The 26,510-nt window shown below is 70.8% G+C and carries 23 protein-coding genes; 10 read left to right on the top strand and 13 right to left on the bottom strand.

What is annotated here, in order from left to right; genetic code table 11:
- Positions 1–28: 28 nt before the first annotated feature.
- Positions 29–1,027 (top strand): saccharopine dehydrogenase NADP-binding domain-containing protein, encoded by a 999-nt coding sequence (locus BWR60_RS19145; protein ID WP_088152628.1) that lies wholly within the window; start codon positions 29–31, stop codon positions 1,025–1,027.
- A gap of 153 nt (positions 1,028–1,180) precedes the next feature.
- Here BWR60_RS19145 and BWR60_RS19140 read toward each other — a convergent pair whose 3' ends face one another.
- Entirely contained in the window at positions 1,181–1,666 is a 486-nt protein-coding gene (locus BWR60_RS19140; protein ID WP_088152627.1) for a peroxiredoxin, read from the bottom strand.
- 46 nt (positions 1,667–1,712) lie between these two features.
- On the bottom strand, positions 1,713–3,845 hold the full coding sequence (locus BWR60_RS19135) for a protein-disulfide reductase DsbD family protein (RefSeq protein WP_088152626.1): 2,133 nt from the start codon (positions 3,843–3,845) through the stop codon (positions 1,713–1,715).
- Between the two features lie 117 nt (positions 3,846–3,962).
- On the opposite strand from BWR60_RS19135, the gene BWR60_RS19130 reads away from it, so the two are divergent.
- Entirely contained in the window at positions 3,963–4,559 is a 597-nt protein-coding gene (locus BWR60_RS19130; RefSeq protein WP_088152625.1) for a YqgE/AlgH family protein, read from the top strand.
- 147 nt (positions 4,560–4,706) lie between these two features.
- Here the strand turns inward: BWR60_RS19130 and BWR60_RS19125 are convergent, their stop codons facing one another.
- The 3 genes from BWR60_RS19125 to leuC form a co-directional block, all read right to left on the bottom strand.
- Entirely contained in the window at positions 4,707–5,255 is a 549-nt protein-coding gene (locus tag BWR60_RS19125; protein ID WP_088152624.1) for an RNA 2'-phosphotransferase, read from the bottom strand.
- Between the two features lie 34 nt (positions 5,256–5,289).
- Entirely contained in the window at positions 5,290–6,000 is a 711-nt protein-coding gene (locus tag BWR60_RS19120; RefSeq protein ID WP_088152623.1) for an SAM-dependent methyltransferase, read from the bottom strand.
- 118 nt (positions 6,001–6,118) lie between these two features.
- Positions 6,119–7,525 carry a 3-isopropylmalate dehydratase large subunit gene (leuC, locus tag BWR60_RS19115; protein WP_088152622.1) on the bottom strand — a complete coding sequence of 469 codons (1,407 nt, stop codon included), beginning with the start codon at positions 7,523–7,525 and terminating at the stop codon, positions 6,119–6,121.
- 202 nt (positions 7,526–7,727) lie between these two features.
- Between leuC and BWR60_RS19110 the strand changes: the two genes are divergently transcribed.
- The gene (locus BWR60_RS19110) at positions 7,728–8,186 is read left to right on the top strand and encodes a DUF2147 domain-containing protein (RefSeq protein WP_088152621.1); all 459 of its coding nucleotides are present in this window, start codon (positions 7,728–7,730) and stop codon (positions 8,184–8,186) included.
- A 172-nt stretch (positions 8,187–8,358) separates the two neighbouring features.
- Here BWR60_RS19110 and BWR60_RS19105 read toward each other — a convergent pair whose 3' ends face one another.
- On the bottom strand, positions 8,359–9,045 hold the full coding sequence (locus BWR60_RS19105; RefSeq protein ID WP_230983106.1) for a pyrimidine 5'-nucleotidase: 687 nt from the start codon (positions 9,043–9,045) through the stop codon (positions 8,359–8,361).
- Positions 9,042–9,641, bottom strand: coding sequence for a septation protein A (locus tag BWR60_RS19100; RefSeq protein WP_088152619.1), 600 nt, complete (start codon positions 9,639–9,641; stop codon positions 9,042–9,044). The genes BWR60_RS19105 and BWR60_RS19100 overlap by 4 nt, the downstream gene beginning before the upstream one ends.
- Before the next feature lie 229 nt (positions 9,642–9,870).
- On the opposite strand from BWR60_RS19100, the gene BWR60_RS19095 reads away from it, so the two are divergent.
- Positions 9,871–11,367, top strand: coding sequence for an MDR family MFS transporter (locus BWR60_RS19095; protein WP_088152618.1), 1,497 nt, complete (start codon positions 9,871–9,873; stop codon positions 11,365–11,367).
- A gap of 322 nt (positions 11,368–11,689) precedes the next feature.
- On the opposite strand, the gene BWR60_RS19090 is transcribed toward BWR60_RS19095, so the two are convergent.
- The 4 genes from BWR60_RS19090 to BWR60_RS19075 form a co-directional block, all read right to left on the bottom strand.
- Positions 11,690–12,529 (bottom strand): carbohydrate ABC transporter permease, encoded by an 840-nt coding sequence (locus BWR60_RS19090; protein WP_088152617.1) that lies wholly within the window; start codon positions 12,527–12,529, stop codon positions 11,690–11,692.
- Between the two features lie 9 nt (positions 12,530–12,538).
- Complete coding sequence (locus tag BWR60_RS19085; protein ID WP_230983105.1) at positions 12,539–13,648, bottom strand: carbohydrate ABC transporter permease; 1,110 nt, start codon at positions 13,646–13,648, stop codon at positions 12,539–12,541.
- Between the two features lie 191 nt (positions 13,649–13,839).
- Positions 13,840–15,147: an ABC transporter substrate-binding protein gene (locus BWR60_RS19080; RefSeq protein WP_088152616.1), complete on the bottom strand. Its 1,308-nt coding sequence runs from the start codon at positions 15,145–15,147 to the stop codon at positions 13,840–13,842.
- Between the two features lie 118 nt (positions 15,148–15,265).
- Positions 15,266–16,906 (bottom strand): alpha-glucosidase family protein, encoded by a 1,641-nt coding sequence (locus BWR60_RS19075; RefSeq protein ID WP_088152615.1) that lies wholly within the window; start codon positions 16,904–16,906, stop codon positions 15,266–15,268.
- 140 nt (positions 16,907–17,046) lie between these two features.
- On the opposite strand from BWR60_RS19075, the gene BWR60_RS19070 reads away from it, so the two are divergent.
- Positions 17,047–18,132 (top strand): LacI family DNA-binding transcriptional regulator, encoded by a 1,086-nt coding sequence (locus tag BWR60_RS19070; RefSeq protein WP_088152614.1) that lies wholly within the window; start codon positions 17,047–17,049, stop codon positions 18,130–18,132.
- 255 nt (positions 18,133–18,387) lie between these two features.
- Here the strand turns inward: BWR60_RS19070 and BWR60_RS19065 are convergent, their stop codons facing one another.
- A complete protein-coding gene (locus tag BWR60_RS19065; protein ID WP_088152613.1) occupies positions 18,388–19,458 on the bottom strand; it encodes a glycosyltransferase family 4 protein in 1,071 nt (356 codons plus the stop codon).
- Positions 19,459–19,758: 300 nt separating this feature from the next.
- Between BWR60_RS19065 and BWR60_RS19060 the strand changes: the two genes are divergently transcribed.
- The 4 genes from BWR60_RS19060 to BWR60_RS19045 all read left to right on the top strand — a co-directional run bounded on the left by BWR60_RS19060 (position 19,759) and on the right by BWR60_RS19045 (position 24,338).
- The gene (locus BWR60_RS19060) at positions 19,759–21,585 is read left to right on the top strand and encodes an ABC transporter ATP-binding protein (protein WP_230983104.1); all 1,827 of its coding nucleotides are present in this window, start codon (positions 19,759–19,761) and stop codon (positions 21,583–21,585) included.
- An 84-nt stretch (positions 21,586–21,669) separates the two neighbouring features.
- Entirely contained in the window at positions 21,670–22,683 is a 1,014-nt protein-coding gene (locus BWR60_RS19055; RefSeq protein ID WP_088152612.1) for a D-cysteine desulfhydrase, read from the top strand.
- Positions 22,680–23,258, top strand: a complete 579-nt coding sequence (locus tag BWR60_RS19050) for a DNA-3-methyladenine glycosylase I (protein ID WP_088152611.1) — start codon at positions 22,680–22,682, stop codon at positions 23,256–23,258. The genes BWR60_RS19055 and BWR60_RS19050 overlap by 4 nt, the downstream gene beginning before the upstream one ends.
- Positions 23,259–23,450: 192 nt before the next feature.
- Entirely contained in the window at positions 23,451–24,338 is an 888-nt protein-coding gene (locus tag BWR60_RS19045; RefSeq protein ID WP_088152610.1) for a fatty acid desaturase, read from the top strand.
- Between the two features lie 86 nt (positions 24,339–24,424).
- Here BWR60_RS19045 and BWR60_RS19040 read toward each other — a convergent pair whose 3' ends face one another.
- A complete protein-coding gene (locus tag BWR60_RS19040) occupies positions 24,425–25,321 on the bottom strand; it encodes a LysR family transcriptional regulator (protein ID WP_088152609.1) in 897 nt (298 codons plus the stop codon).
- 99 nt (positions 25,322–25,420) lie between these two features.
- Here BWR60_RS19040 and BWR60_RS19035 point away from each other — a divergent pair, with 99 nt between their 5' ends.
- Complete coding sequence (locus BWR60_RS19035) at positions 25,421–26,425, top strand: aldo/keto reductase (protein WP_088152608.1); 1,005 nt, start codon at positions 25,421–25,423, stop codon at positions 26,423–26,425.
- Positions 26,426–26,510: the final 85 nt, after the last annotated feature.

The raw sequence follows: 26,510 nt of genomic DNA, 5'->3' as shown, positions 1-26,510 counted from the left end.
GCCTGGCGGCCTGGGGAAGGGAAGCATCATGGTTCAGCGAGTCCTGATCGCCGGCGGTTATGGCGCCGTCGGCGGCACCGCCGCACGCTATCTGCGCCGGCTGGCGCCGGATCTCGAGATCATCCTGGCGGGCCGGTCGGCGGAGGCCGGCGCGGCCCTGGCGCGGGAGATCGGAGCGACGACCCTGCGGCTCGACGTCGCCGACCCGGCCGCGGCGCTGGCGGAGGTCGGTCCGGTCGACCTGATCCTGGCCACGCTGCAGGACCGCGGCGACGCGCTGATCCAGGCGGCCATGGCGCAGGGCGCCGCCCATATCGGCATCACCAAGGTGGTGGAGGAGACCGGGCCTGCGGTGTTCGCGGCGCTGCATGCGCCGCCGCGGCGGCCGGTCGTGCTGGCCGGCCACTGGGCGGCCGGGGTGCTGATCCTGGCGGCCCGGCCGGCGATCGCGGAGTTCGACCGGGTCGACTCCGTCGCCATGGCCGCCCTGTACGACATGGCCGACGCGGTCGGGCCGATGAGCGCCGCCGACGCCGAGGCCTTCTCCAGCCGCGCCCTGCTGCGCCGGGCCGGTCCATGGGCGTGGGTCGATGGCGGCGACCACGGCCGCGCCGTAGGCTTCGCCGGCGGTCCCGAGGCGGCGATGCAGCCCCTCGCCGCGCTCGACGTGCCCAGCCTGGCGGCGCTCACCGGCGCGCCCGACATCCGCTTCGATTTCGGCATCGGCGACTCGATCGGCAGCCGGGCCGGCGGCCGGGCCTCGCATGACGCGCTGATCGAGATCGATGGGGTGCTGCGGTCGGGGCGGCGGGCCCGGCGCCGGGTCCTGGTGTCGGACCCGAAGGGCGTGGGGCACATGACGGCGCTGGGCGCCGTGGTCGTCGCCGAGCGCGTGCTGGGCCTGGACGGCCTGCCGCTGCCGACCGGCGGGCTCTACCTGCCCGAGACCCTGGTTGCGTCCGAGAGGGCGCTGGCGCGGTTCGAGCAGCACGGTGTCCGGATCACGACGGAGACCGATCCGGCATAACGGCCCTTCGGCCCGAGACCCCCTCACCCTCCCGCCGCCAACGCGGCGGGCCCCTCCCTCTCCCCGAGGAGAGGGAAAACATCACCTCTCCTCGGGGAGAGGTCGAAATCGCGCTGCGATTTCGGGTGAGGGGGTGGCTCCGGCCGTTGAGTATCAGAGCGCCGCCAGGATGGCTTCGCCGCTCGACACCTCGAAGGCGCCCGGCTTCTCGACGCCGAGATGGGTGACGACGCCGTCCGTGGCGATCAGGGCGAAGCGCTGCGACCGGGTGCCCAGGCCGTAGCCCGACCCGTCCATCTCCAGCCCCAGCGCCTTGGTCAGGGTGGCGTTGCCGTCCGGCAGCATGAACACGGTGTCCGGCGACACCTCGTTCTTGTCGGCCCAGGCCTTCATCACGAAGGGGTCGTTCACCGACAGGCAGACGATCTGGTCGACGCCCTTGGCCTTCAGCGCCTCGGCGTTGCTGGTGAAGCTCGGCAGGTGCTTGGCCGAGCAGGTCGGGGTGAAGGCACCCGGCACCGCGAACAGCGCCACGGTCTTGCCCGCGAGCAGCTCGTCGGTCTTGACCTCGGCCATGCCCTCCTTGCCGAGATACTTCAGCGTGACCGACGGGATGCGGTCGCCAACCTTGATCGTCATGGGGTTCTCTCCACCAGAATCTGTGAGGCCGGCCCGCAGCCGGACATCAGGAACTCGCGCCGCGGGCCTGTTTCAGCGCGTCCAGGACCGCCTCGGTGCTCAAGAGCTCCGGCAGCAGGATCCCGTCCGGCGCCCCCGGCCCGTACACGGCGTTGAACGGTATGCCGTAGCGGCCATGCGCCGCAAGGTAGTCGGCGATCGCCGGGTCGGGATTGGTCCAGTCGGCCAGCAGCGGCGCCACGCCGGGCTGGCCCAGGGCCGCGGCCACCGGGTCGCGGTCGATCACCAAGAGCTTGTTGACCTTGCAGGTCAGGCACCAATCGGCGGTGACGTCGACGAACACCACCTTGCCCTCGCGCACCAGCCCGGGGATGGCGGCGCGGTCGAATCGGATCCAGGGGATGGCCGAGGCAGCCTGCATCGTCGCCGCGTCGGACCGGTCGAAGCGCAGCGGCAGCAGCACCGCCGCCAGGGCCAGGACCATGGCGGCCGCAGCGCCGGCGCGCCGGATGGCGATGCCGCCGCGCCGGCGCAGCCACAGCACCAGCACGATCGCCGCCAGCGCCGCCGCCACCACGGCGGCCGCTTCCGGCGGCACCTGCACCGCCAGGACCGTCAGCAGCCAGGCCGCCGTGCCGAACAGGGCCAGGCCCAGCACCGCCTTGACCCAGACCATCCAGCGGCCGGGACGCGGCAGCAGCCGGGCCAGGCCCGGCACCGCGGCGATCAGCAGGTAGGGCAGGGCCATGCCGAGGCCCAGCGCGGCGAAGATCGCCCCGATCTCGACGGGGCCGCGCGACAGGGCGAAGCCCAGCGCGGTGCCGACGAAGGGGGCGGAGCAGGGGGTGGCCAGCAGGGTGGCGAAGGCGCCGGTCAGGAACGGCGCCACGAGGCCGTCCCGCTCCGGCTGCCCGGCGCCGCTGGCGCGGGCCGCGGCGTCCATGGCGCGGCCGGGCAGGGTGACCTCGAACAGCCCCAGCATGTTGGCGCCGAACAGGGTGACGATCACCGCCATCGCCGCCAGGAACACCGGCTCCTGGAACTGGATGCCCCAGCCGACCGAGGCGCCGGCCGCCTTCAGCGCCACCGCGCCGCCGGCCAGCAGCAGGAAGGAGGCGACGATGCCGGCCGCGGTGGCCAGGAGGCCCAGGCGCTGCCGGCGCGGCGTCCCGGCCTCGGCGCCCCCGAGCTTCACGATCGACAGCAGCTTCAGGGACAGCACCGGCAGCACGCAGGGCATCAGGTTCAGGATCAGCCCGCCCAGCAGGGCGACGCCGAGGATGCCCAGCCAGCCGGCCGCGCCCGTCGCCGTCGCGGCCGTCGCCGCGCCGACCGTCGCTTTGGCCTCGACGCTGCGCGGCCCGTCGACCAGGGTCAGGACGACCGGGCCGCCGCTCAGGGCTTTGGGCGGGTCGTCCGCGGCCTGGATCCGGTCGATCTCGGCCACCAGCCTGCGGCCACCCTCGCTGGTGGCGATGCGCGGCGCGGCGAAAGCGTCGCCCGGCGCACCCTCGACGAAGATGTCCGGCGCGGCGAAGGGCTCGCGCGCCGTCGCCTCGATCCGCAGGCCCCCATTCGGGCCGGCCGTGGTGGCCGCGACCGCACCGATCGCGAGGCCGGCGGCGGCGCCGTCGCCCGGCACCGTGTTGGCGTAGCGGTCGATCAGGTTGGCCGCGTCCGGGTCGGGCGATGCCGGGCCGGCCGGCAGGTCCAGCGCGAAGGTGAAGTTGGCCGGGATGCAGATGTCGCTGCACACCAGCACGGTGGCGGCCAGGGCCAGATGCTGCGGCTGCCCGGCCTGCGCCACCGGCAGGGTCAGCGGGAACACCACCTCGGTCTCGTAGCCATAGGTCTCGAGGCCGAACAGCTGGAACCGGTGCGGCGCCGGATAGGCCAGCGTCGCGGTGCCGAGATTCTGCGAGCCCTTCCAGTCCAGCGCCGGCGGCAGCCCGGCATCGCCGGGAGACCGCCAATAGGTCTTCCAATGCGGATCCAGCCGGATGTGCAGCCCGGCCGGGATCTCGCCGAGCGTGCCGGTGCCGTCGACCGCCGTGACCAGCCGCGCCGACGCGCCCTTGGCCTGCTGCCACGGCGTCTCGGCGGCCCCGGCCGGGCCGGGACCGGCCAGCGCGGCGAGGCCGAGCGCGGCAGCCGCCAGGAATGCGAGCCTAGACCTCATCGAATCTCCGGCACCATGAAACTGCCTTTCTTTGGCCTATATAGTCGTTCGGAACCAGCCCGGCGCGGGTTAGCCTTAGTGTCGCGGCCGGAAGCGGAAAACGGAGCAGTGGTCGGTATGAGTCGGGCGAAATCCTCCAAGGCCGTCAAGGTGCCGGCGGATGGCAGCTACCTCACGGGGCAGCTGCTGATCGCCATGCCCACCCTGATCGCGCCGCCTTTCGCCCGCACGGTGATCTATCTGTGCGCCCATAACGATCAGGGCGCCATGGGGCTGGTGGTGAACAAGCCGCTGCAGACCATCGACTTCCCGACGCTGCTGGACCAGCTCGGCATCCCGCATGGCGACCTCCTGGGCAGCACCCGGGTGCAGTTCGGCGGGCCGGTCGAATCGGGCCGCGGCTTCGTGCTGCATTCGACCGACTACAAGGCCGAGAAGACGGTGGTGGTCGGCGACGTCGCCGTGACCTCGACGCTGGAGGTGCTGCAGGCCATCGCCGGCGGCACCGGCCCCAGCCGGCACATGCTGGCGCTGGGCTATGCCGGCTGGAGCGCCGGGCAGCTCGATGCCGAGATCCAGGCCAATGGCTGGCTCAACGTGCCCTGCGATTCCGACATCCTGTTCGGCGAGGACCTGTCGGTGAAGTGGGAGCGCGCCATCGCCAAGCTCGGCATCGACCCGATGATGCTGTCAGGCGAGGCTGGACACGCCTAGAGGCCATCCGCAAACGCGCCGGCGCGGCCGTCTGATGGCGGCGCCTCCGCTTCCGGTGCTCACGCACAAACGTGCGCTGCGCTCCGGTTCTCGGCGCCACCACCAGCCGACTCACGCCGCCACGTTTTCGGACGGCCTCTGAGCCGGCTACTGCGCCTCGCCCAGAAACTCCGGCGGCACCATCTTCGTCAGCCAGACGCCGTTGTCGGCGCGGTGGAAGACGAAGCCCTGGCGGTGCATCGCGCCGGCGGCGACGGTCAGCACCACCGACTGGCCGTGGCGACGGCCGACCGCCGTCGCGGTCTCGATATCCGGCGACAGATGGACGTGGTGGCGGGAGCCGGCGATCAGCCCCTCGGCCCGGATCGAGGCCAGGAACCGCGTCGCCGTGCCGTGGAACAACTGCTCCGGCGGCTCCGCCGGCGCATAGGCGATCGCCACCTCGGCGGTCGAATGGCCCTGGACGGCGCGGATCCGGTCGCCGTCAGGGCTGATCGCGAAACGCTTCTTGTCGCTGGTGTCGACCACGGCGCGGATCAGGTCGCGGTCCAGCGCCCGGCCATTCGCGGCCGCGGCGGCGATCAGCGCGTCGACCCCCGCCCAGCCCTCGCTATCGAGCGCCAGGCCGATCGCCTGGGGCTGGTGACGCAGGACATAGCTCAGGAACTTGCTGGTCTCGGTCAAGCGGTCGGCCATGGCGGGTCTCTCGAAGGTCGGCCGCCGGAGCCTATCACACCCGCCCGGCCAGCCAGGCGCCCCAGAACAGGCTGGAGAAGAAGCCGGTCGGGGGGCCGAAGCCGGTCTCGGCCAGCAGGGCGGTGACGGCCTCCTCGGAGGGCGGCGGGTCGGCGCCCTGCAGGATCTTGCCCAGCTTGGCCTGCACCTCGTCCGGCCCGGCGCCATGCATGCGCCAGCGCTCGCCCCAGGCCTTGAGCAGCAGCGGCTTGCCGGCATAGGCGAAGCGGTTGCCGGCCAGGATCAGCGGCGCACCCGGCCTCAGCCGGCCGGCCAGCGATCGCAGGATCGCCCGCTTGGCGTCGTCGCCGGGCAGGTGGTGCAGCACGCCGATCAGCGTCGCCGCGTCGAAGCGCCGGTCCGTCGGCAGGTCATCGACCGTGCCCAGCACGATTTCCGTCCGCCCGTCCAGCCCGGCTTCCCGCACCCGCGCGGCGGCCAGGTCCAGCATCGGCTGCGACGGGTCGACGGCGGTGAAGCGCCAGCCCGGTTCCAGCGCCCCGGCGGTGACGATCTCGCGCGCCCCGCCGCCGGCGCCGGCGACCAGGATCTCCGCAGTGCCGCCCGAGCCCAGCACGGCGGCCAGCATGCAGGCAGACAGCTCGTGGCAGGCATCGTAGCCGGCCAGGGCGATGCGGCTCTGCACCTCGTATTCGCCGGCGCGGGCCGGGTCGAATTTGCGTGCGGAGTCGGCCGGTGCGGCCATGGCGGAGGCTCCGGGCGTGGATGCGCCTTCCCTGTCATGCCCGGGCTTGACCCGGGCATCCAGGAGGTGTCGACGCTCTCTGGATTGCCGGGTCAAGCCCGGCAATGACAGGTAGGGATCAGTTCAGCTCGCGCACATCGGTCAGGTGGCCGGCGATCGCCGCGGCCGCGGCCATGGCCGGGCTGACCAGATGGGTGCGGCCGCCGCGGCCCTGGCGGCCCTCGAAGTTGCGGTTCGAGGTCGAGGCGCAGCGCTCGCCGGGCGACAGCTTGTCGGCGTTCATCGCGAGGCACATCGAGCAGCCGGGCTCGCGCCAGTCGAAGCCGGCCTCCTTGAACACCTGGTCCAGCCCCTCGGCCTCGGCCTGCTCCTTCACCAAGCCGGAGCCTGGGACGATCATGGCGTAGACCGTGCCGGCCACGCGCCGGCCGCGGGCGATGGCGGCGGCGGCGCGCAGATCCTCGATCCGGCCGTTGGTGCAGGAGCCGATGAACACCTTGTCGACCGGCACCTCGCTCAGGCGCTGGCCGGGCTTCAGGCCCATATAGTCCAGGCTGCGGCGCCAGGCGCTGGCCTTGTTGGCGTCGGGCGCGGCCTCCGGGTCCGGCACCACGCCGGTGATCGGCGCCACATCCTCGGGGCTGGTACCCCAGGTGACCATCGGCACGATGTCCCTGGCCTTCAGCACGACCTCGCGGTCGTAGCGCGCGCCCTCGTCCGAGGGCAGGGTGCGCCAGTACTCGACCGCCTGGTCCCAGGCCTCGCCCTTCGGCGCCAGCGGCCGGCCCTTGACATAGGCGAAGGTGGTGTCGTCCGGCGCGATCAGCCCGGCGCGGGCGCCGGCCTCGATCGACATGTTGCAGACCGTCATCCGGCCTTCCATCGACAAGGCGCGCACCGCCTCGCCGGCATATTCGATGACATGGCCGGTGCCGCCGGCGGTGCCGATGGTGCCGATGATCGCCAGGATCATGTCCTTCGCGGTCACGCCCAGCGGCAGGTCGCCCTCGACCGTGATGCGCATGTTCTTGGCCGGCTTCTGCAGCAGCGTCTGGGTGGCCAGCACATGCTCCACCTCGCTGGTGCCGATGCCGAAGGCCAGGGCGCCGAAGGCGCCGTGGGTCGAGGTGTGGCTGTCGCCGCAGACGATGGTGGTGCCCGGCAGGGTGAAGCCCTGCTCCGGCCCGATGATGTGGACCACGCCCTGGCGGATGTCGTTCATGGTGAAGATCGGCACGCCGAAATCGGCGGCGTTCTTCTCCAGCGTTTCGACCTGGATCCGGCTCTCCTCGTCGGCGATGCCGCCGGCGCGGTCGGAGGTCGGCACGTTGTGGTCCGGCACGGCCAGGGTGGCCTGCGGCTGGCGCACCTTGCGGCCGGCCATGCGCAGCCCCTCGAAGGCCTGCGGGCTGGTCACCTCATGCACGAGGTGGCGGTCGATATAGAGGATGCACGTGCCGTCATCCTGGCGGTGGACGACATGGCTGTCCCAGATCTTGTCGAACAGTGTCTGCGGCGCGCTCATCTCTCACATCTCCGTACGTCCGGCGCTGTGGCCGGTGGCCCTTTCGGCCGACGCTGGACCATAGCCGAGCGCAAACCGAGGCAAAAGCTGGAATAATTTCAAAGTTGTCACCCTTCCCGCGGTGCAAATCGCGACGATGGACAGGATTCCGGTCCGGCCGCATCCTCGGGGGAGAAGCAACAAACAAGATATGGGAGCGCCCATGACCATCCGCAGCGCCGTCTCCGCCCTCGGCCTCGTCGCCGGCCTGGCCATCGCCCTCGCGGCCCCGGCCGCTTCCGCCGCCGGCGGCATCAAGGGCTTCTGGCGCACCGGGGATGGCCGGTCGGTGATCGAGATCCTGGACTGCACCAACGGCATCTGTGGCCGCATCGCCGGCCTGCCGCCGGACGCTCCCGCCACCGACGTGCACAACCCGGACGAGGGCAAGCGCGGCCAGGCGCTGTGCAAGCTGATCATGCTGCACAGCTTCACCCAGGTCTCCGACACGGAGTGGGAAGACGGCACGATCTACGACCCGAAGAGCGGCAAGACCTACGACGCCAAGATGCACCTGACCGGGCCGGACACGCTGGATCTGCGCGGCTATGTCGGCATCAGCCTGCTGGGCCGCACCGACAGCTGGACGCGGGTGCAGCCGGGCAGCTTCAAGGCGTGCTGAGGATTTGAACCGACACTTTTTGCGTTGCCTCTCCCGCCGGACGCGGGAGAGGTCGGGCGCCCGCAGGGCGACCGGGTGAGGGCTGGTCCAGGCCTCGACGAAATTCCCTCACCCGGAGCCGCTTCGCGTCTCCGACCTCTCCCGCAAGCGGGAGAGGCAACGCGTTAATCAGTCAGCTACGCCGCGCCGCGGCGACGGCGGCCAGCCACTCCGCGGTGTCGTCGACGGCGATGTCGATATGACCGTCGCCGGGCAAGGGCTGGCCCCAGTCGGACGGGGTGCGCACCCACACCGTGGTCATGCCCAGCCTGTGCGCCGGCAGCAGGTTGCGGGCCATGTCCTCGACCATCACGGTCGAGCGCGGCGCCAGGCCGTAGCGGTCCAGCATCGTCCGGTACGGCCCGGGGTCGGGCTTCGGCACGTAATCGGCGGCGACGATGTCGAAGATGCCGTCGAACTGCGCCACGACGCCGAGGCGGGTCAGGACCCGCTCGGCGTGGCGGACCGAGCCGTTGGTGAACACGATCTTGCGGCCCGGCAGGTCGCCCAGCGCCGCCGCCAGCGCCGGGCTGGGCCCGATCGCCGAGATGTCGATGTTATGGACATATTCCAGGAACGGGCCGGGGTCGATCGCGCGCTCCCGCATCAGCCCGTTCAGGGTGGTGCCGTAGTCGCGGAACAGCCGCTTCTGCAGCGCCCGCGCCTCGTCCGGCGGCAGGTCGAAATGCTCGCGGATATACTCGCCCATGCGCCGGTCGATCTGCGCGAACAGGTTGGTGCGGGCGGGGTACAGGGTGTTGTCCAGGTCGAACACCCAGTGCTCGACATGCCGCAGCGGGTCGGTCGGCTGCATGGTCATTCGGCCGGCTTGGTCTGGTGTCGCATCAACACCGGCATCTGCGCCATGGCGAAGACCAGCGTCAGCGGCAGGATGCCGAACAGCTTGAAGCCGGCCCAGAACTCGGTCGAGAAGCCGCGCCACACCACCTCGTTGATCACCGCCAGCACGACGAAGAACACGGCCCAGCGCCAGGTCAGGATGCGCCAGCCCTGCTCGGTCAGCTCGAACACCGTGCCCATCATCAGCTTCAGGAAGTTGCGGCCGGTGGCCAGGCCGGTGAACAGGATCGCCGCGAATAGCAGGTTCACGACGGTCGGCTTCAGCTTGATGAACAGGTCGTTGTCCAGCCACAGCGTCAGGCCGCCGAAGACCAGCACGAAGACGCAGCCGACTATCGGCATGATCGGCCAGCGCTTCTCCAGCCGCACCGACAGCACCACAGCGACCACGGTCGCCACCATGAACACGGCCGTGGCCGGCATGATGCCGGCTGTCTGGTTGGCGATGAAGAACAGCAGCAGCGGCCCGGCCTCCAGCGCCAGGCGCAGGAACGGGCCCTTTTCGGGCTTGGCGACGGCCTGCGTGTCGGCCCGCGGCTGGGTCTGGTCGATCATGGCCGCACCCTAGACCAAGCGCCGTTTGCTGGAAACCGCGATCCAGCCGGAGCGACAAGATGGGCGAGAGCGTGGCCGTGCGGATGGTGATCCCATGCCGCGCGACGATGGCAGCACTGCCCACAGCGCTCTTGTACGACAAGTGCTGGAAGCGAAGGTTAAGGGGCTCGGGGCGCTTCGCCGCCGCCGACCCCTTTCCCTCGGCCCCCCGCCTTTGGAACGCCGCACCATGTCCGCACACAGTCCGGCGGTCGCCGCTCCGGCGCCGCTCGACCACGCCACCGTCCGGTCGATCATCATCGGCATCATGCTGGCCATGCTGCTGGCCGCGCTGGACCAGACCATCGTCGCCACCGCGCTGCCCACCATCGGGCAGGAGCTGGGCGACGTCGAGCACCTGTCCTGGGTGGTCAGCGCCTATCTCCTGGCCTCGACCGCGGTGACGCCGCTCTACGGCAAGTTCAGCGACATCCATGGCCGGCGGGTCACGCTGCTGGTCAGCATCACCGTGTTCATCGTCGGGTCGGTGGTCTGCGCCCTGGCGCCGACCATGCTGGCGCTGATCCTGGCCCGGGCGCTGCAGGGCCTCGGCGGCGGCGGGCTGATCTCCCTGGCCCAGACCATCATCGCCGACGTGGTCTCGCCGAAGGAGCGCGGGCGCTACCAGGGCTACATCGCCAGCGTCTTCGTCACCTCCAGCGTGGTCGGGCCGGTGCTGGGCGGGCTGTTCGCCGACCATCTGCACTGGTCGGTGATCTTCTGGATCAACCTGCCGCTGGGCCTCGGCGCCTTCTGGATGGTGTGGGGCGCGCTGCGCCGCCTGCCGCGGCACGAGCGGCGGCACAGGCTCGACGTGCTCGGCGCCGTGCTGATGGTCGGCGCCACCGTGGCGGTGATGCTGGCGCTGACCTGGGGCGGCACCCGCTACGCCTGGGATTCGGCGGAGATCCTGGGCCTGTTCGCCGTGTCGCTGGTGTTCTGGGTGCTGTTCGCGCTGCGCCTCTTGAAGGCGGATGAGCCGCTGATCCCGCTGGCGGTGATGGTCAATCCGGTGGTCGGCACCGGCACCGCCGCCGCCTTCTGCGTCATGGGCACCTTCATCGGCCTGTCGATCTACGTCCCGGTCTATCTCGAGGGCATCCTCGGCCTCTCCGCCTCCAATGCCGGCCTGGCGCTGATGCCGCTGATGGCCGGCACCGTGACCGGCGCCAACATCGCCGGCCGCTTCATGGCCCGGATGACGCATTACAAGCGCACGCCGCTGGTCGGGCTGGTGATCGCCGCGGCGGCGCTGGTGCTGCTGGCCCTGGACCCCGCCGGCCGGCCGATGTGGGTGGTGGAGGTGCTGCTGGCCGCCATCGGCCTCGGCCTCGGCACCGTGCTGCCGGTCACCACCATCTCGATCCAGAACGCGGTGGCGATGCACCAGCTCGGCACCGCCACCGGCTGCATGAACTTCTTCCGCTCGCTGGGCAGCGCCATCGTCGTCGCCGGCTTCGGCGCCATCGTGCTCGGTGCCATCGGCGGCGGCGGGCCGGGCCGGTCGGCGGAGAATCTCGGCGACCTGACCCCGGCGATGCGCGAGGGGCTGGTCGGCGCCTTCCACTGGCTGTTCCTGGCCGCGGCGGTGGGCCTGGCCCTCGGCTTCGTCTGGCTGCTGCTGATGGAGGAGCGGCCGCTGCGCAGCGGCGCCGCCGCCCATGCCAAGGAAGCCCTGGTGGAATAGGGGCGTGAGGTGAGGGGCCGGCGCTCCCGGATCGTCTCAGATCCGGGAGCGTTCGCGCTTCCCTGCCGGGTCCCGCACGTTTAGGGTCCAGGCCTCCAGACCGACCGACGGTCCGCATCCCGGCGCCGCCTTTCCCGGGCGCCGGGATGCATTTTTCAGTTCAATAGCGCTGGCCGGCGTCCATCTCCTCACCGTCATGGCGAGCCCCGAAGGGGCGTGGCCATCCAGGGGCCGGTGCGAGCGGCCCTGGATGGCCACGTCGGCTTCGCCTCCTCGCCATGACGGATTTGGAAGAGGCGAGACTGTTCCCGTGTGGCGCCCGCTACCCCTTCACCGCGCCGGCGGTGAGGCCGGAGACGATGCGGCGCTGGAAGATCATCACCAGCACGATCAGCGGCACGGTCACCACCACCGACGCCGCCATGATGTTGCCCCAGGGGATGTCGAACTGGGTGGCGCCGGAGATCAGGGCGATCGCCACCGGCACGGTCCGCACCTCGTTGGTCAGGGTGAAGGTCAGGGCGAACAGGAACTCGTTCCAGGCGGCGATGAAGGCCAGGAGGCCGGTGGTGGCCAGCGCCGGGCCCAGCAGCGGCAGGAACACCTTCACCAGGATCTGCAGCGGCGAGGCGCCGTCGACGATCGCCGCCTCCTCCAGCTCGCGCGGCAGCTCGCGGATGAAGGTGGTCAGCACCCAGACCGAGAAGGGCAGGGTGAAGATCATGTAGCTGACGATCAGCGAGCCGAGCTGGTTGTAGAGGCCGGCCCAGCGCACCAGCTCGAACAGCCCGGTCAGCACCGCGACCTGCGGGAACATCGACACACCCAGCGTGATCATCAGGATGGTGCTGCGGCCGCGGAACCGCACCCGGCCCAGCGCATAGGCGGCGCTGACCGACAGCGCCAAGCAGACCAGCACGGTCGCCCCGGCGACGATCAGCGAGTTGACGATGTTGGTCAGGAAGGGCTGCTCGCGGAACACGCTGACATAGTTGTCGAGCGTCGGCGAGGGCGGGGTCAGCTCGGTGCCGAACAGCTGCTGGCCGCTCTTCAGCGACGAGATCACGGCCCAGTAGAACGGGAACACCGTGTACAGGATGATCGCGGCGACCAGCAGGTAGAAGAAGGTGCGGCCGACGGTGCGTCGGGTGGCCCGGGTCATCGTCGCCCCCTATTTGTCGAAGCGCACGCGGCCCGCCACCATCCACAGGGCGGCGATCACGGCGATGATGACGAAGAGCAGGGTCGAGGCGGCGGAGCCGAAGCCGACATTGCCGAAATCGATGCTCTGCTGCCGGGCGAAGACCGACATGCTCATGGTGTTGATGCTGTTCGAGGTCAGCACGTAGATCAGGTCGAACACCCGCAGCGAGTCCAGCGCCCGGAACAGGATCGCCACCATCAGCGCCGGCCAGATCAGCGGCAGGGTGATGCGGGTGAAGACGCGCCAGGGCCGGATGCCGTCGACCTTCGCCGCCTCATACACCTCGTTCGGCAGCATCTGCAGCGCCGCCAGGATCAGCAGCGTCATGAACGGCGTGGTCTTCCACACATCGACCGCGATCACCGAGGCCAGCGACAGCGACGGGTCGGCGGTCCAGGCAATGCGGGTCGAGATCACGCCGAGCGACAGCAGCACCTCGTTGATCACGCCGTACTGGTCGTTCAGCATCCAGCCCCACATCTTGGCCGAGACGATGGTGGGGATGGCCCAGGGGATCAGCACCGCGGCCCTGAGCAGCCCCCGTCCCGGCAGATGCGCGTTCAGGGTCATGGCGATGACGAGGCCGAGGATGGTCTCGATCAGCACCGAGATCACGGTGAACAGGATCGTGTTCCAGGCCGACCGCCACCACACCGGGTCGACCAGCAGCCCTTGCCAGCTGAAGATGCCGCTGGTGTCGACCTCGTAATCGACCGGCTTGTTCTGGTCGATGTCCCAGAACCTGCCCTCCTCCGGCTTCCACACCAGGTTGGTGCCCTTGGGGTCGTAGAAGACGTAGTAGCCGCCCAGCTTGTCGTCCCAGTCGGCGCGGTTCGGGCCGTAGAACAGGTAGTTGTCAAAGCCGACCAGGCGGGTCGGCCGCTCGGCCTTCAGGGTCGCGTCGGTGAAGCTCAGCGCGACGGTCCGCACCAGCGGCCAGCCGGCGACCAGCGCCAGCACCAGCAGCATCGGGATCAGGAACATCCAGGCGGCGCGGATGCGCTGCCGGCTGAGCCGGGAGACCGCCGGCTTGGCGGCACGGGCGGCCGCGGCGGGGGTCGAGGTGGCGACGGTCATTCGGATCCTCCCCGAAGTCGGTGGCAGAGGTTGCGCTCGGATGGCGGGGTCGGAGCCGCCCCCTCACCCGGAACCGCTGCGCGGTTCCGACCTCTCCCCGAGGGAGAGGTGTTGTTCCCCTCTCCTCGGGGAGAGGGAGGGGCCCGTTCGCGTTGACGAACGGGAGGGTGAGGGGGAGAGCCGCCCCGCCCTTACCAGCGGCCGCCGCGGCTCAGCCGGTTCAGGTCCTTCTGCAGCTGCGCCAGGTTGGCGGCGCCGTCGCCCTGCTTCGACAGGGTGTTGTGGACCGCGTTCCAGAACAGGGTCGAGACCTCGTTGTAGCGCTCGCCGGTGATCGCCGAGGGGCGGGGCACCGCGCTCTCGAACGCCGCCTTCAGGTCGGCGAAGAAGGGCTGGGCCTTCAGCACGTCCGGGTCGTCGTACAGCGCCGGGATCGTGGTCTGGAAGGTGGCCTCGATGGCGCGGCGCTTCTGCTCCTCCTTGCCGGTCAGGTACATGACCAGGTCGGCGGCCTCCTTCGGATGGGTCGAGTATTTCGACACCGCCAGGTTCCAGCCGCCCAAGGTCGCGGCGTGGCGCGCGCCCTCGCCGTCGCCCTTCGGCAGCGCGCCGGTGCCGATCTTGCCCTTGACCGGGCTGTCGCCGGAATTGACCAGCGAGTAGGCGTAGGGCCAGTTGCGCATGAAGGCGGCGTTGCCGGACTGGAACACGCCGCGCGCATCCTCCTCCATGTAGTTCAGCACGCCGTCGGGCGCGATGGTGCCGACCCAGGAGGCCGCGGTGTCCAGCGCCTTGGCGGCCTGCGGGTTGTTGATCGTGATCTTGCCGTCCTGGCCGACGATGGCGCCGCCGCCGAAGCTGACGACCCATTCCAGCGCATCGCAGGTCAGGCCCTCATAGGCCCGGCCCTGGAACACGAAGCCGAAGAAGCGGTCGTTGCCGGCCTTGCGCTCGCCTTCCTGGATGGTCTTGGCGCTCTCGGTCAGCTCGGCCCAGGTCTCGGGCACCTTGAGCTTGTACTTGTCCAGCAGATCCTTGCGGTAATACAGCAGCCCGGCATCGGTGAACCAGGGCAGGGCCAGGAGATGGCCGTCGACGGTCAGCCCCTGGATGATGCTGGGGAAGTGCTGGTCGATCGTCGCCTGGTCGACATAGGGCTTCAGGTCGACGAAATGGCTGCCCAGGATGCCGGGCCAGATCACGTCGACCTGGAACACGTCGACATCGGCGGATTTGGCCGTGAGGATCTGCTGGTACAGGGCCAGCTGGTCGGAGGTGGATTGCGGCGCGGCGACGACGTCGACCGTGTTGCCGGTCTTCGCCGCCCAGGCCTTGGCGCCCGTCTGGCACTGCGCCTGCTCGGCCCCGGCCGAGCCGCAGGAGATGGTGACCTTGACCCCTTCCGCCTGCGCGGCGGCGCCGGCCAGGACAATGGCGAGTCCAAGGGGGGCGAGGCCAAGGTGGGCGAGGCTGAGGGGAAGGATGGCGCTCCTCGACATGTCTCCTCCGTCTGCTTTTGGCAGCGGGGGAAGACCGGCGCGCCCCCCGCGTGCTTGTCTTGGGCCAGAAGGGTGACTCGCCGGGCCGGCCTCTGGCGAGTCCAAATGAAACAAAGTCTCAGGCGGCGTTCTGTTCCGCCTGAATCGCCTCGGCGGCCAATGCGCCGAAGAAAGCGGCATAGGGCGGCAGCGCCACCCGGCCGCCATCCAGCTTCGCGCCCAGCCCTGGCGCGTCGGTCGGGGCGATCTGCGTCGGCGGCGCGGTCCAGATCCGGGTCTCGCCGGTCAGGTTGAAGACGCAGAGGATGCGCTCGTCCTCCAGCACCCGCTCGAAGGCCAGCACCCCGTCGGCGGTGTCGAGGAAGCGCAGCGACCCGGTGGCGAAGGCCGGGTGGGCGCGGCGCCAGCGCAGGAACTGGCGGGTGAAGGCCAAGGTCGAGTCCGGGTCTCCCGCCTGCGCGTCCACGGCCAGGCGGCGATGCGCCTCCGGGATCGGCAGCCAGGGCTCGGCGGTCGAGAAGCCCCCCTGGGGGCCTTCGGCCTGCCACGGCATCGGGGTGCGGCAGCCGTCGCGGCCCTTGAACTCCGGCCAGAAGGTGATGCCGTAGGGGTCCTGCAGCTTGTCGTATGGCACCTCGGCCTCGGGCAGGCCCAGCTCCTCCCCCTGGTACAGGAAGGCGGTGCCGCGCAGCGAGGTCAGCAGCGCCACCAGCAGGCGCGGCAGCCGCTGGTCGGCCTCGGCCCCGCCCCAGCGCGACGCCACCCGCCGGACGTCGTGGTTGGAGAAGGCCCAGGACGGCCAGCCATCGGTGGTGGCCGCCTCGAAGGCGGTCAGTGCGGTGGCGATGTGCGACGCGCTGAAATTCTCGTTCAGCAGGCTGAAATTATAGGCGGTGTGCAGCAGGTCGGCCTGGACGTATTCGGCGGTGCGGCCGATCGGGTCGTCGTCGCCGATCTCGGCCACCGCCATCCGGTCCGGATAGCGGTTCATCAGCTCCCGCATCCGGCGCAGGAACATCAGATTCTCGGGCTGCGACTTATCGAACAGGTGCAGCTGCATGTAGTAGGGGTTGTCCGCCCGGTCGTCCCCGGTCGGCGCCCGGTCGGCCGGCTTGCCCGGATTGTCGCGCAGCAGCCGGTCGTGCATGTAGAAATTCGCGGTGTCCAGGCGGAAGCCGTCGGCGCCGCGCTGCAGCCAGAATTCCAGCACGTCCAGCACCGCCTGCTGCACCTCCGGGTTGTGCAGGTTCAGGTCGGGCTGCTGGGTCAGGAAGTTGTGCATGTAGTACTGGCGCCGGCGGGTGTCCCACTGCCAGGCCGAGCCGCCGAAGATCGACAGCCAGTTGTTCGGCGGGTTGCCGTCCGGCTTGGCATTGGCCCAGACGAACCAGTCCGCCTTGGGGTTGTCGCGGCTCGACCGGCTCTCGGTGAACCAGGGATGCTGGTCGGAGGTGTGGCTGATCACCTGGTCGATGATCACCTTCAGGCCGAGGGCATGCGCCTTCTCGACCAACCGGTCGAAATCGGCGAGCGTGCCGAACATCGGGTCGACGTCGCGGTAATCGGACACGTCGTAGCCGAAATCCTTCATCGGCGATGTGAAGAAGGGCGAGATCCAGATCCCGTTGACGCCGAGATCGGCGATGTGGTCGAGCTTGGCGGTAATGCCGGCCAGGTCGCCGATGCCGTCGCCATTGGTGTCCAGGAAGCTGCGCGGATAGATCTGGTACATCACCGCCCCGCGCCACCATTCGCGCATTCGTCCCCTCCGCATGTCCCCCTGCATCCTCGCGACGACCTCCGCGCCAGCCCTCCGGCCAGGGTCATCTGAATGCATTCAGTTTTTACAGTAACAGAGACTTTCTTGATCGATCAAGAGGGAGGTTTTAGGGTGCTTGCATGAGCGACGGATCGGAGAAGCGGCGGGGCACGCTGCTGGACATCGCGGCGGCGGTCGGTGTCTCGCGCACCACGGTGTCGAACGCCTTCAACCGGCCGGACCAGCTGTCGGCCGAGCTGCGCGACAAGATCATGGCGGCGGCCCGGGCGATGGGCGTGCACGGGCCGAACCCGGCGGCGCGGATGCTGCGCACCGGCAAGGCCGAGGCGATCGGCCTGCTGTTCCACGAGACGCTGCCCTTCGCCTTCGACGACCCGGCGGCGGTCGGCATGCTGCGCGGCATCGCCAGCGCCTGCGAGAAGGCGCGCTCCGGCCTCCTGATCCTGCCGGCGGTGAAAAGCCCGGCCAGCCGCAGCGCCATCCACCGCGCCGCGGTCGACGGGTTTCTCGTCTACGGCTTCCTGAACGGGGCGGAGGCCTGGGCGCCGCTGCTGCGCCGCGGCCTGCCGGTGGTGGCGATCGACAACCAGGTGCCGGAGGGCGTGGCCTTCGTCGGCATCGACGACCGCGGCGCCGCCCGCAAGGTGGCGCAGCATGTGCTGGGCCTCGGCCATCGCCGGCTCGGCATCGTCTCGCTAGAGGCCGCGGTGGACGGCTATGCCGGGCCGCTCGACGCCGCCCGCCGGGCGAAGATGACCTTCCGCACCAGCGCCGACCGGCTGGCCGGCTATGCCGAGGCGATCGCCGCCGCCGGCCTCGACCCGGACTCGGTGCCGGTGGAGGAGCGGCCGGCCTCGAGCGAGGCGAACGGCCGCGACGCGGCGCTTTCACTGCTGCGCCGGCCGGACCGGCCGACGGCGATCCTGGCGATGTCGGACCGGCTGGCGATCGGCGTCATCGAGGCGGCGCGGTCGCTGAACCTGCGGGTGCCGGAGGATGTGTCGGTCGCAGGCTTCGACGACATCCCGCGCGCGGCGCTGGTGCGGCCGGCCCTGACCACGATCCGCCAGCCGCTGTTCGACAAGGGCGCCACGGCGGCGTCACTGCTGCTCGGCGCCGTGGCCGATGGCGGCACGATCCCGGCCGACCGCCGCCTGCTGCCGACCGAGCTGGTCGTCCGCGCCTCGACCCGGCCGCCGGGGTAGCTGTCGGAGCGGCTGTGCGCGTTGCCTCTCCCGCTTGCGGGAGAGGTCGGACCTCCGCAGGAGGTCCGGGTGAGGGCCTGCCGGCCTCACCAAGCCCATGGATCTCGCCATCGGCGAGCGCACGAGCCGCCCCATCCTGAAACGGTGATCCCGGTGTCGAGGCCGGCAGGCCCTCACCCGGAGCCGCTTCGCGTCTCCGACCTCTCCCGCAAGCGGGAGAGGCAACGCGGAGGTTGGAGGCGCAGGTGCGGTAGCCTAATTCGCCACCGCGCGCAGCACGGCGGGCTTCTTCGGCGCTTCGACGGCCTGCAGGCCCTCATAGATCGACAGGTAGTCCTGGGCCATGCGCCGGGCGGTGAAGCGCTGGTCGAAGACCTCGCGGATGCGGGCGTTCGACAGCTCGGGCAGGCGCTGCACCGCCGCCACCGCGCCGATCTCGTCCTCGACGATGAAGCCGGTGACGCCCTCGTCGATCACCTCGGGCACCGAGCCGCGGTTGTACGCCACGACCGGCGTGCCGCAGGCCATCGCCTCGATCATCACCAGGCCGAACGGCTCCGGCCAGTCGATCGGCACCAGCAGGCCGATGGCGCCGCTCAGGAACGCCGATTTCTGCGAATCGTCGATCTCGCCGATGAAGTCGACATGCGGCGACCGGGCCAGCAGCGGCTTGATCTCGGCGTCGTAGTACTCCTGGTCGGCCTTGTCGACCTTGGCCGCGATCTTCAGGGGCAGGCCGGCCTTCGCCGCGATCTCGATCGCCCGGTCGACCCGCTTCTCCGGCGCGATGCGGCCGAGGAAGGCGAGGTAGCCGCGCTCGGCCGGGACCGGCGCCAGCAACTGCGCCGGCAGGCCGTGATGCACGGTGGCGATCCAGCCGGCCTTCGGCATCGGCCGACGCTGGGCGTCGGAGATCGACACGATCGGCACATGCGAGAAGGTCTCGAACATCGGGTGCAGCTCGGGCATGTCCAGCCGCCCGTGCAGCGTGGTCACGAAGGGCACGTCGCCGCGGCTGAACAGCGAGAACGGGAAATAGTCGAGATGGCAGTGGATGATGTCGAACTCGTCCGACCGCCGGTACACCTGCTCGAACATGTGCATGTGGGGCGCGATCCAGTCGCGCACCGAGGCATCGAGCCGCATCGCCCGCGGCCAGCAGGCCTCGAGCGTGGCGGAGGTCACGGAATCGCCGCTGGCGAAGAGTGTGACGTCATGGCCGAGGGCGACGAGCTCTTCCGTCAGGAAGGAGACGACGCGTTCGGTGCCGCCATAGAGCTTGGGGGGGACCGCTTCGAACAGCGGGGCGACCTGCGCGATTCGCATGTGGGGGGAACTCCCTCCGCAGATGGGGGTTTGTCTGACATCACCGGCGGCGCTGCGGCGCAACAATGCGGCGCTGTTTCTTGTCTGGTGCTTCCGCGGCAACAGGCACTCGAAGACCACAGACAATCGGAACGGGGAAAAGTTCCGACTCTTGTCCGATAATGTTCTGTGGACCGCGCAGAGATCAGGTGCAGTGCAGCGATGCGCTGTGATCTTGAGCCCTGCTGGACCTGGACTCGCGCGGTGGCGCAGATGCGCTCGTCGACGCGGCCGAAGACAACGCAGAGGATCTGGATGGACATGATGTCGTCCACGCAGACCAGCAGCCGCTTGGCCGATGGCCACCTGGCCGGCAGCCGCCTGGAAGGCTTCCGCAGCCGGCCGATCGGCTTCATCCTGCACTATGTGCGGCAGGAGGCCGCACCGCATGCGGTGGTGATGGCCTCGGTCGTCGCCGCGGTCGCCTGCGGCATCGGCTCGCAATATGCGATCAAGCATCTGGTCGACGTGCTGGCCCTCGGCGCCTCCGGGGCGATCTGGCTGGCCTACGGCCTGCTGGTCGGGCTGATCCTGGCCGACAACATGCTGTGGCGCGTCGGCGGCTGGGTCGCCGCGCGCGCCTTCGTCGGCGTCACCGGCGCGGTCCGGCGCGACCTGTTCCGGCACCTGACCGGCCACGCGCCCAGCTATTTCGCCGACCGGCTGCCCGGCATGGTCGCCGGCCGCGTCTCGGCCACCGCCAACGCCATCTTCACCACCGAGAACACCTTCTCCTGGAACGTGCTGCCGCCGGCGCTGGCGCTGGTCGGCTCGATCTGCGTGCTGGCCACGGTCGACCCGGTGATGGCCGGGGTTCTGGTCGCGGCCTCGGCGACGCTGTCGGCCTTCATCTACCGCCTGGCCAAGCGCGGCGGGCCGATCCACCGCAGCTACGCCACCGAGGCGGCGAAGGTCGATGGCGAGCTGGTCGACGTGATCGGCAATATGGGCCTGGTGCGGCTGTTCGGCGCCACCATCCGCGAGCAGGCGCGGCTGGCCGACCGCATCGGGGTCGAGATGTCCGCCCGCCAGCACAGCCTGCGCACGATGGAGCGGCTGCGCCTGATCCATGCGGCGATCACCGCGGTGCTGACCGCCGGCCTGCTGGGCTGGGCGCTGCTGCTGTGGCAGGCGGGGCGGGCGACGCCGGGCGATATCGTGCTGGTCAGCTCGCTCGGCTTCGCCATCCTGCACGGCACCCGCGACCTGGCGGTGGCGCTGGTCGACCTGACCCAGCACATCGCCCGGCTGTCGGAGGCGATCTCGACGCTTCTCGTGCCGCACGACCTGCCCGACGCGCCGCATGCCGAGCCGCTGCCGGCGCCCCAGCATGGCGGCGGCGTGCCGATCGGCTTCCAGCATGTGCGCTTCGCCTATCCGAAGCGGCCGGCGATCCTGGACGGCTTCGACCTCAGGATCGAGCCGGGCGAGCGGGTCGGGCTGGTCGGACTGTCCGGCGCCGGCAAGTCGACCGTGCTGACCCTGGTGCAGCGCTTCTACGACATCGGCGCCGGCCGGATCGAGGTGGCGGGCCGCGACATCCGCGACCTGACGCAGGAGAGCCTGCGCGAGATCATCGGCGTGGTGCCGCAGGACATCTCGCTGTTCCACCGCAGCGTGCGCGAGAACATCCGCTACGGCCGGCCGGACGCGACCGACGCCGAGGTGCTGGCCGCGGCCGAGGCCGCGCATTGCCGGGAGTTCATCGAGGCGCTGCCGGAAGGCTTCGACACCGTGGTCGGCGACCGCGGGGTGAAGCTGTCGGGCGGCCAGCGCCAGCGCATCGCCATCGCCCGCGCCTTCCTCAAGGACGCGCCGGTGCTGCTGCTGGACGAGGCGACCTCGGCGCTGGACAGCGAATCCGAGCGCGCGGTGCAGGAGGCGCTGGACGACCTGATGCAGGACCGCACGGTGATCGCCATCGCCCACCGCCTGTCGACGCTGCGCCGCTTCGACCGGATCGTGGTGATGGAGGCCGGCCGGGTGGTCGACCAGGGCACCCCCGCCGCTCTGGCCGCCCGCCCCGGCGTCTACCGCACCCTGCTGCAGCGCCAGCTGGGCCATGCCGAGGAGGCGCATGCGGCGTGAGGCCGGGCCATTCGCACCGCGGCCCCGCCATGCTATTCACCCCGCAGGCGGCCGCGCCGGGCCGCGCCTCAGGGACGGACACCGATGCCATCGCTCGACCAGCTGCCGCGCCTGCGCCTGCAGCACGCGCCGACGCCCCTGGAGCCGCTGCCGCGGCTCACTGAAGCGCTGGGCGGCCCGCAGCTCTGGATCAAGCGCGACGACTGCACCGGCCTGGCGCTGGGCGGCAACAAGGTGCGCAAGCTGGAATTCCTGCTCGGCGACGCGCTGGCCCAGGGCGCCGACACCATCATCACCGCCGGCGGCCCGCAATCGAACCATGCCCGCCAGACCGCGGCCGCCGCGGCGCGGCTGGGCCTCGACTGCGTCCTGGTGCTGACCGACGCGGTGGCCGGGCGCGACCCGTCCTACCACGCCAGCGGCAACCTGCTGCTCGACGAGCTGTTCGGGGCGCGGATCGAGCTGCACCCCGGCACCGCCGATGCCGATGCCGAGATGGCGCGCGTGGCCGAGGAGTGCCGGGCGGAGGGCGGCACGCCCTATGTTGTCCCGGTCGGCGGCTCCAACGCGCTCGGGCTGGTCGGCTATGTCGATGCGGCGCGGGAGCTGCTGCGGCAGGGCCGCGACCAGGGCGTCGCCTTCACCCATGTCGCTCTGGCCAGCGGCAGCGGCGGCACCCAGGCCGGGCTGGCGCTCGGCCTCGCCCTCGGCGGCAGCGCGGCGCCGGCGGTCGGCTACTGCATCAGCCGGACGTCGCAGGAGCAGCGGCCGAAGGTCGCCGGGCTGGTCCAGGCCGGGGCCGAGCTGCTCGGCGTGCCGGCGCCGCTGGCGCCGGAGGACCTAGTGCTGGAGGACGGCGTGGTCGGCGCGGGCTACGGCCTGCCGACGCCGGGCATGGTCGAGGCGCTGCAGCTGGCCGCCAGCCGCGACGCCATCGTGCTGGACCCGGTCTACACCGGCAAGGCGATGGCCGGGCTGATCGCCGGCATCCGCGCCGGCCGCTACCGGCCCGACGATGTGGTGGTGTTCCTGCACACCGGCGGCGCGCCGGCCCTGTTCACCTATCCCGACGCCTTCCCGATCCATTGGGGCGAATGACGGATCAGGATCTGCCGCGCTGCGGCTGGGCGCAGGGCGGGCCGGCGATGCTGGCCTATCACGACCGCGACTGGGGCACTCCGGAGCGCGACGACCGCGCTTTGTTCGAGAATCTCAGCCTGCAGGGCACCCAGGCCGGCCTGTCCTGGCGCCTGGTGCTGGAGCGGCGCGGCAACTACCAGCGCGCCTTCCACGGCTTCGACATCGCCCGGGTGGCGGCGATGACCGACGCGGAGATCGAGGCGCTGCTGGCCGATGCCGGGCTGATCCGCAACCGGGCCAAGCTGAACGCGGTGCGGACCAATGCCCGGGCGACTCTGGCGGTGATCGAGGCCGAGGGTGGCCTCGGCCGCTATCTCTGGTCCTTCGTCGGTGGCGAACCGCTGGTCAACCGCTGGAAAGCCCATGCCGAGATGCCGGCCACCAGCGCGATCTCCGACCGGATGAGCCGCGACATGAAGCGCCGCGGCTTCGTTTTTGTCGGCTCCACCGTCTGCTACTCGCTGATGCAGTCGGCCGGGCTGGTGAACGATCACATGGTCGGCTGCTTCCGCCACCCGGAGTTCGGGCGGTAGGGGCCTCAAGGGCCTGGCAGTAGACCCAGCACCGTCATTGCGAGGAGGCGCAGCCGACGAAGCAATCCAGGGGCCGGTTTGCATTGGCCCCTGGATTGCTTCGCTTCGCTCGCAATGACGGCGAGGGAGACCCTCCACCGGTCCAACGTCACTCCCCTTGATCCCCACCGCCGCCCGGCGCCAGGATAAGCCATGGCGGAGACCAGGGCATTGCCGCCGGAGGCGCTGAAGGCGCTGTCCCGGCGGTCGGATTCGGAAGGGCTGCGGGCGCTGGCCCGGCATGCCGGGCTGATCGCGCTCGGCGTCGCCCTGGTGCTGGCCGCGCGGGGGACTCTCTGGGTGTGGCCGGCCATGGCGCTGCTCGGCGCCGCCGAGATCTCGCTGTTCGCGCCGCTGCACGAGACCACCCATCGCACGCCGTTCCGGTCATTGTGGCTGAACCGGCTGGTCGGCTGGGTCGCCGGCTTCGTCCTGGTGCTGCCGCCGGAGGGGTTCCGGCTGTTCCACATGGCGCATCACCGCCACACCCAGGATCCGGGCCGCGACCCGGAGCTGATCGGCGCAAAACCCCTGACCCGCGGCCGCTACTGGCTGATCCTGACCGGTCTGCCCTACTGGTCGAGCCAGATCATGGGCCTGCTGCGCACCGCTTCCGGCCGCGACCGCTCGCCCTGGATCCCGGCGGCCGACCGGGCCCGGGTGGCGGCGGAGGCGCGGGCCTACCTGCTGCTCTACGCCGCCGTGCTGGCCGCCAGCCTCGCCACCGGCAGCGCTCTCGCCCTCCTGCTCTGGGCCGGGCCGGTGGGGCTGGCCCAGCCGCTGCTGCGCTGGGTGCTGCTGGCCGAGCATTCCGGCTGCGTCCGCAGCAGCGACCGCTGGGCCAACACCCGCACCACCCTGGCCGGGCTGGTGCTGCGCGGGCTGTTCTGGAACGCCAGCTACCACACCGAGCACCACCTGGCGCCCGGCGTGCCGTTCCACGCCCTGCCGCGGATGCATGCCTTGGTCTCCGGCCGCCTCGCCGTGCTGTCGCCGGGCTACCCGGCCGCCCATGCGGAGATCCGCCGCGGGCTGGTATAGGTCCGGTGACCCAACCATAGACCCGTCATGGCGAGCCCCGAAGGGGCGTGGCCTCCTCGCCATGACGAGTAAGGCCGATTGCTGCCTCACCCCCGATCCGCCTGGATGAAGTCCACGAACGCCCTGAGCGGTGCCGGCATGTGGGTGCGGCTGGGGTAGTAGAGGAAGGGGCCGGAGAAGGGCTGCCACCACTCCTCCATCACCGGCACCAGCGCGCCGCTGTCGAGATCCGGCCGCAGCGCCTCCTCGAACATCGAGATCAGGCCCAGCCCGGCCGTTGCCGCCGCGAGCTCCATCTCGATCGAGGTCGCGATCAGCGGCCCCTCCGGGCTGATGCGGATCACCCGGCCGTCGCGCTCGAACTCCCAGGGCGCGACCCGGCCGCTGGGGAAGCGGTGGCGGATGCAGGCATGGTCCAGCAGGTCGTTCGGATGGCGCGGCCGGCCCCGGGCGGCCAGGTAGGCCGGGGCGGCGGCGATGACGAAGCGCTGGGTGCGCGGCCCGACCGGCACCGCGATCATGTCGCGCTCGATCCGCTCCTCGTAGCGGATGCCGGCGTCGAAGCCCTCGGCCAGCACGTCGACGAAGCTGTCGTCGCCCACCACCTCCAGCCGGATGCCGGGATGCGTCGCCAGGAAGCGGCAGGCGATCGGCGGCAGGATATGGCGGGCGACGATCGACGGCACGTTCAGCCGCAGCGTGCCGGCCGGGCTGTCGCGGACGCTGGTCACGGCGTCGAGCGCGCCGGCAATCTCGCCCAGCGCCGGGCCCAGCCGTTCGAGCAATCTCTCGCCGGCCCCGGTCGGGGTGACGCTGCGGGTGGTGCGGTTCAGCAGGCGCACGCCCAGCCGCGCCTCCAGCCGCCGCAGCGCGTCGCTGAGCGAGGAGGCGGAGACGCCGCGCAGGCCCGCGGCGCCGCGGAAGCTGCGGGCCCGGGCCACGGCGACGAAGGCGTCGAGGTCGGAGAGATCGGGGCGGCTCATCGTTCGGATATCCGTACGGCTTGTTCGCCATTGCCCGGATTATCGCACGAACCGGGCCGGCCCATATTCCCGTCGAACCATCCTCTCCAGGAGCCTGCCATGCAGTATCACCCGCTCGGCGTCACCGGCCCGCGCGTCTCCGCTTTTGGCCTCGGCGCCATGGGCATGTCCGGTATGTACGGCCCGTCCGACCGGGCCGAGAGCATCGCCACCCTGCATGCGGCGCTGGACGCCGGCATCACCCTGATCGACACCGGCGACTTCTACGGCTCCGGTCACAACGAGATGCTGATCGGCGAGGCGCTGCGGGCCACCTCGAAGCGCGATGCCGCGATCCTCAGCGTCAAGTTCGGCGGCCTGCGCGACCCGGCCGGCGGCTGGACCGGCTTCGACGCCCGGCCGGCGGCGCTGAAGAACTTCCTGGCCTATTCGCTGCAGCGGCTCGGCGTCGACCATATCGACATCTACCGCCCGGCCCGCCTCGACCCGAACGTGCCGATCGAGGACACGGTCGGCGCCATCGCCGAGATGGTGCAGGCCGGCCATGTCCGCCATATCGGCTTGTCCGAGGTCGGGTCGGAGACGATCCGCCGCGCCGCCGCGGTGCACCCGATCGCCGACCTGCAGATCGAATACTCGCTGATCTCGCGCGGCATCGAGGACGGCATCCTGGCGACGTGCCGCGAGCTCGGCATCGGCATCACCGCCTATGGCGTGCTGTCGCGCGGCCTGATCAGCGGCCGCTGGCAGAAGGGCAGCACCGGGGCGGGGGATTTCCGGGCCTACAGCCCGCGCTTCCAGGACGGCAATGTCGAGCGGAACCTCGAATTGGTCGAGGCGCTGCGGGCGGTGGCCGAGGCCAAGGGCGTTACCGTGGCCCAGATCGCCATCGCCTGGGTGGCGGCGCAGGGCCGGGACATCGTGCCGCTGGTCGGCGCCCGCCGCCGCGACCGCCTGGCCGAGGCGCTCGGCGCGCTCGACGTCGTGCTGACGCCGGAGGATCTGGCCCGGATCGAGCAGGCCGTGCCCAAGGGCGCCGCCGCCGGCGACCGCTACATGGCGGCGCAGATGGCCCATCTCGACAGCGAGCGGCCGCACCGCTGAGTCAGGTGGGCGAGGCGCCGACCTCGCCTTCTATTCTCCCCCTCCCCTTGCGGGAGGGGGGGAGTGAAACGGGGCGATGCGGGGG

The sequence above is a fragment of the Inquilinus limosus genome (assembly GCF_002195995.1).
GTDB classification, from domain to species: Bacteria; Pseudomonadota; Alphaproteobacteria; order DSM-16000; family Inquilinaceae; genus Inquilinus; species Inquilinus limosus_C.
Note: the sequence above shows the minus strand (reverse complement) of the source record. Positions and strands in the feature narration are given on the sequence as shown.

Bases quoted from the DNA above. Each gene is read 5' to 3' on its own strand.
- BWR60_RS19145 (WP_088152628.1), top strand. From the start codon at position 29: ATGGTTCAGCGAGTCCTGATCGCCGGCGGTTATGGCGCCGTCGGCGGC.
- BWR60_RS19045 (WP_088152610.1), top strand. From the start codon at position 23,451: ATGGCGGAGACCAGGGCATTGCCGCCGGAGGCGCTGAAGGCGCTGTCC.
- leuC (WP_088152622.1), bottom strand. From the start codon at position 7,525: ATGAGCGCGCCGCAGACACTGTTCGACAAGATCTGGGACAGCCATGTC.
- BWR60_RS19035 (WP_088152608.1), top strand. From the start codon at position 25,421: ATGCAGTATCACCCGCTCGGCGTCACCGGCCCGCGCGTCTCCGCTTTT.
- BWR60_RS19085 (WP_230983105.1), bottom strand. From the start codon at position 13,648: ATGACCGTCGCCACCTCGACCCCCGCCGCGGCCGCCCGTGCCGCCAAG.
- BWR60_RS19110 (WP_088152621.1), top strand. From the start codon at position 7,728: ATGACCATCCGCAGCGCCGTCTCCGCCCTCGGCCTCGTCGCCGGCCTG.
- BWR60_RS19095 (WP_088152618.1), top strand. From the start codon at position 9,871: ATGTCCGCACACAGTCCGGCGGTCGCCGCTCCGGCGCCGCTCGACCAC.
- BWR60_RS19050 (WP_088152611.1), top strand. From the start codon at position 22,680: ATGACGGATCAGGATCTGCCGCGCTGCGGCTGGGCGCAGGGCGGGCCG.
- BWR60_RS19125 (WP_088152624.1), bottom strand. From the start codon at position 5,255: ATGGCCGACCGCTTGACCGAGACCAGCAAGTTCCTGAGCTATGTCCTG.
- BWR60_RS19075 (WP_088152615.1), bottom strand. From the start codon at position 16,906: ATGCGCGAATGGTGGCGCGGGGCGGTGATGTACCAGATCTATCCGCGC.
- BWR60_RS19105 (WP_230983106.1), bottom strand. From the start codon at position 9,045: ATGACCATGCAGCCGACCGACCCGCTGCGGCATGTCGAGCACTGGGTG.
- BWR60_RS19040 (WP_088152609.1), bottom strand. From the start codon at position 25,321: ATGAGCCGCCCCGATCTCTCCGACCTCGACGCCTTCGTCGCCGTGGCC.
- BWR60_RS19100 (WP_088152619.1), bottom strand. From the start codon at position 9,641: ATGATCGACCAGACCCAGCCGCGGGCCGACACGCAGGCCGTCGCCAAG.
- BWR60_RS19090 (WP_088152617.1), bottom strand. From the start codon at position 12,529: ATGACCCGGGCCACCCGACGCACCGTCGGCCGCACCTTCTTCTACCTG.
- BWR60_RS19140 (WP_088152627.1), bottom strand. From the start codon at position 1,666: ATGACGATCAAGGTTGGCGACCGCATCCCGTCGGTCACGCTGAAGTAT.
- BWR60_RS19135 (WP_088152626.1), bottom strand. From the start codon at position 3,845: ATGAGGTCTAGGCTCGCATTCCTGGCGGCTGCCGCGCTCGGCCTCGCC.
- BWR60_RS19080 (WP_088152616.1), bottom strand. From the start codon at position 15,147: ATGTCGAGGAGCGCCATCCTTCCCCTCAGCCTCGCCCACCTTGGCCTC.
- BWR60_RS19070 (WP_088152614.1), top strand. From the start codon at position 17,047: ATGAGCGACGGATCGGAGAAGCGGCGGGGCACGCTGCTGGACATCGCG.
- BWR60_RS19120 (WP_088152623.1), bottom strand. From the start codon at position 6,000: ATGGCCGCACCGGCCGACTCCGCACGCAAATTCGACCCGGCCCGCGCC.
- BWR60_RS19055 (WP_088152612.1), top strand. From the start codon at position 21,670: ATGCCATCGCTCGACCAGCTGCCGCGCCTGCGCCTGCAGCACGCGCCG.
- BWR60_RS19060 (WP_230983104.1), top strand. From the start codon at position 19,759: ATGATGTCGTCCACGCAGACCAGCAGCCGCTTGGCCGATGGCCACCTG.
- BWR60_RS19130 (WP_088152625.1), top strand. From the start codon at position 3,963: ATGAGTCGGGCGAAATCCTCCAAGGCCGTCAAGGTGCCGGCGGATGGC.
- BWR60_RS19065 (WP_088152613.1), bottom strand. From the start codon at position 19,458: ATGCGAATCGCGCAGGTCGCCCCGCTGTTCGAAGCGGTCCCCCCCAAG.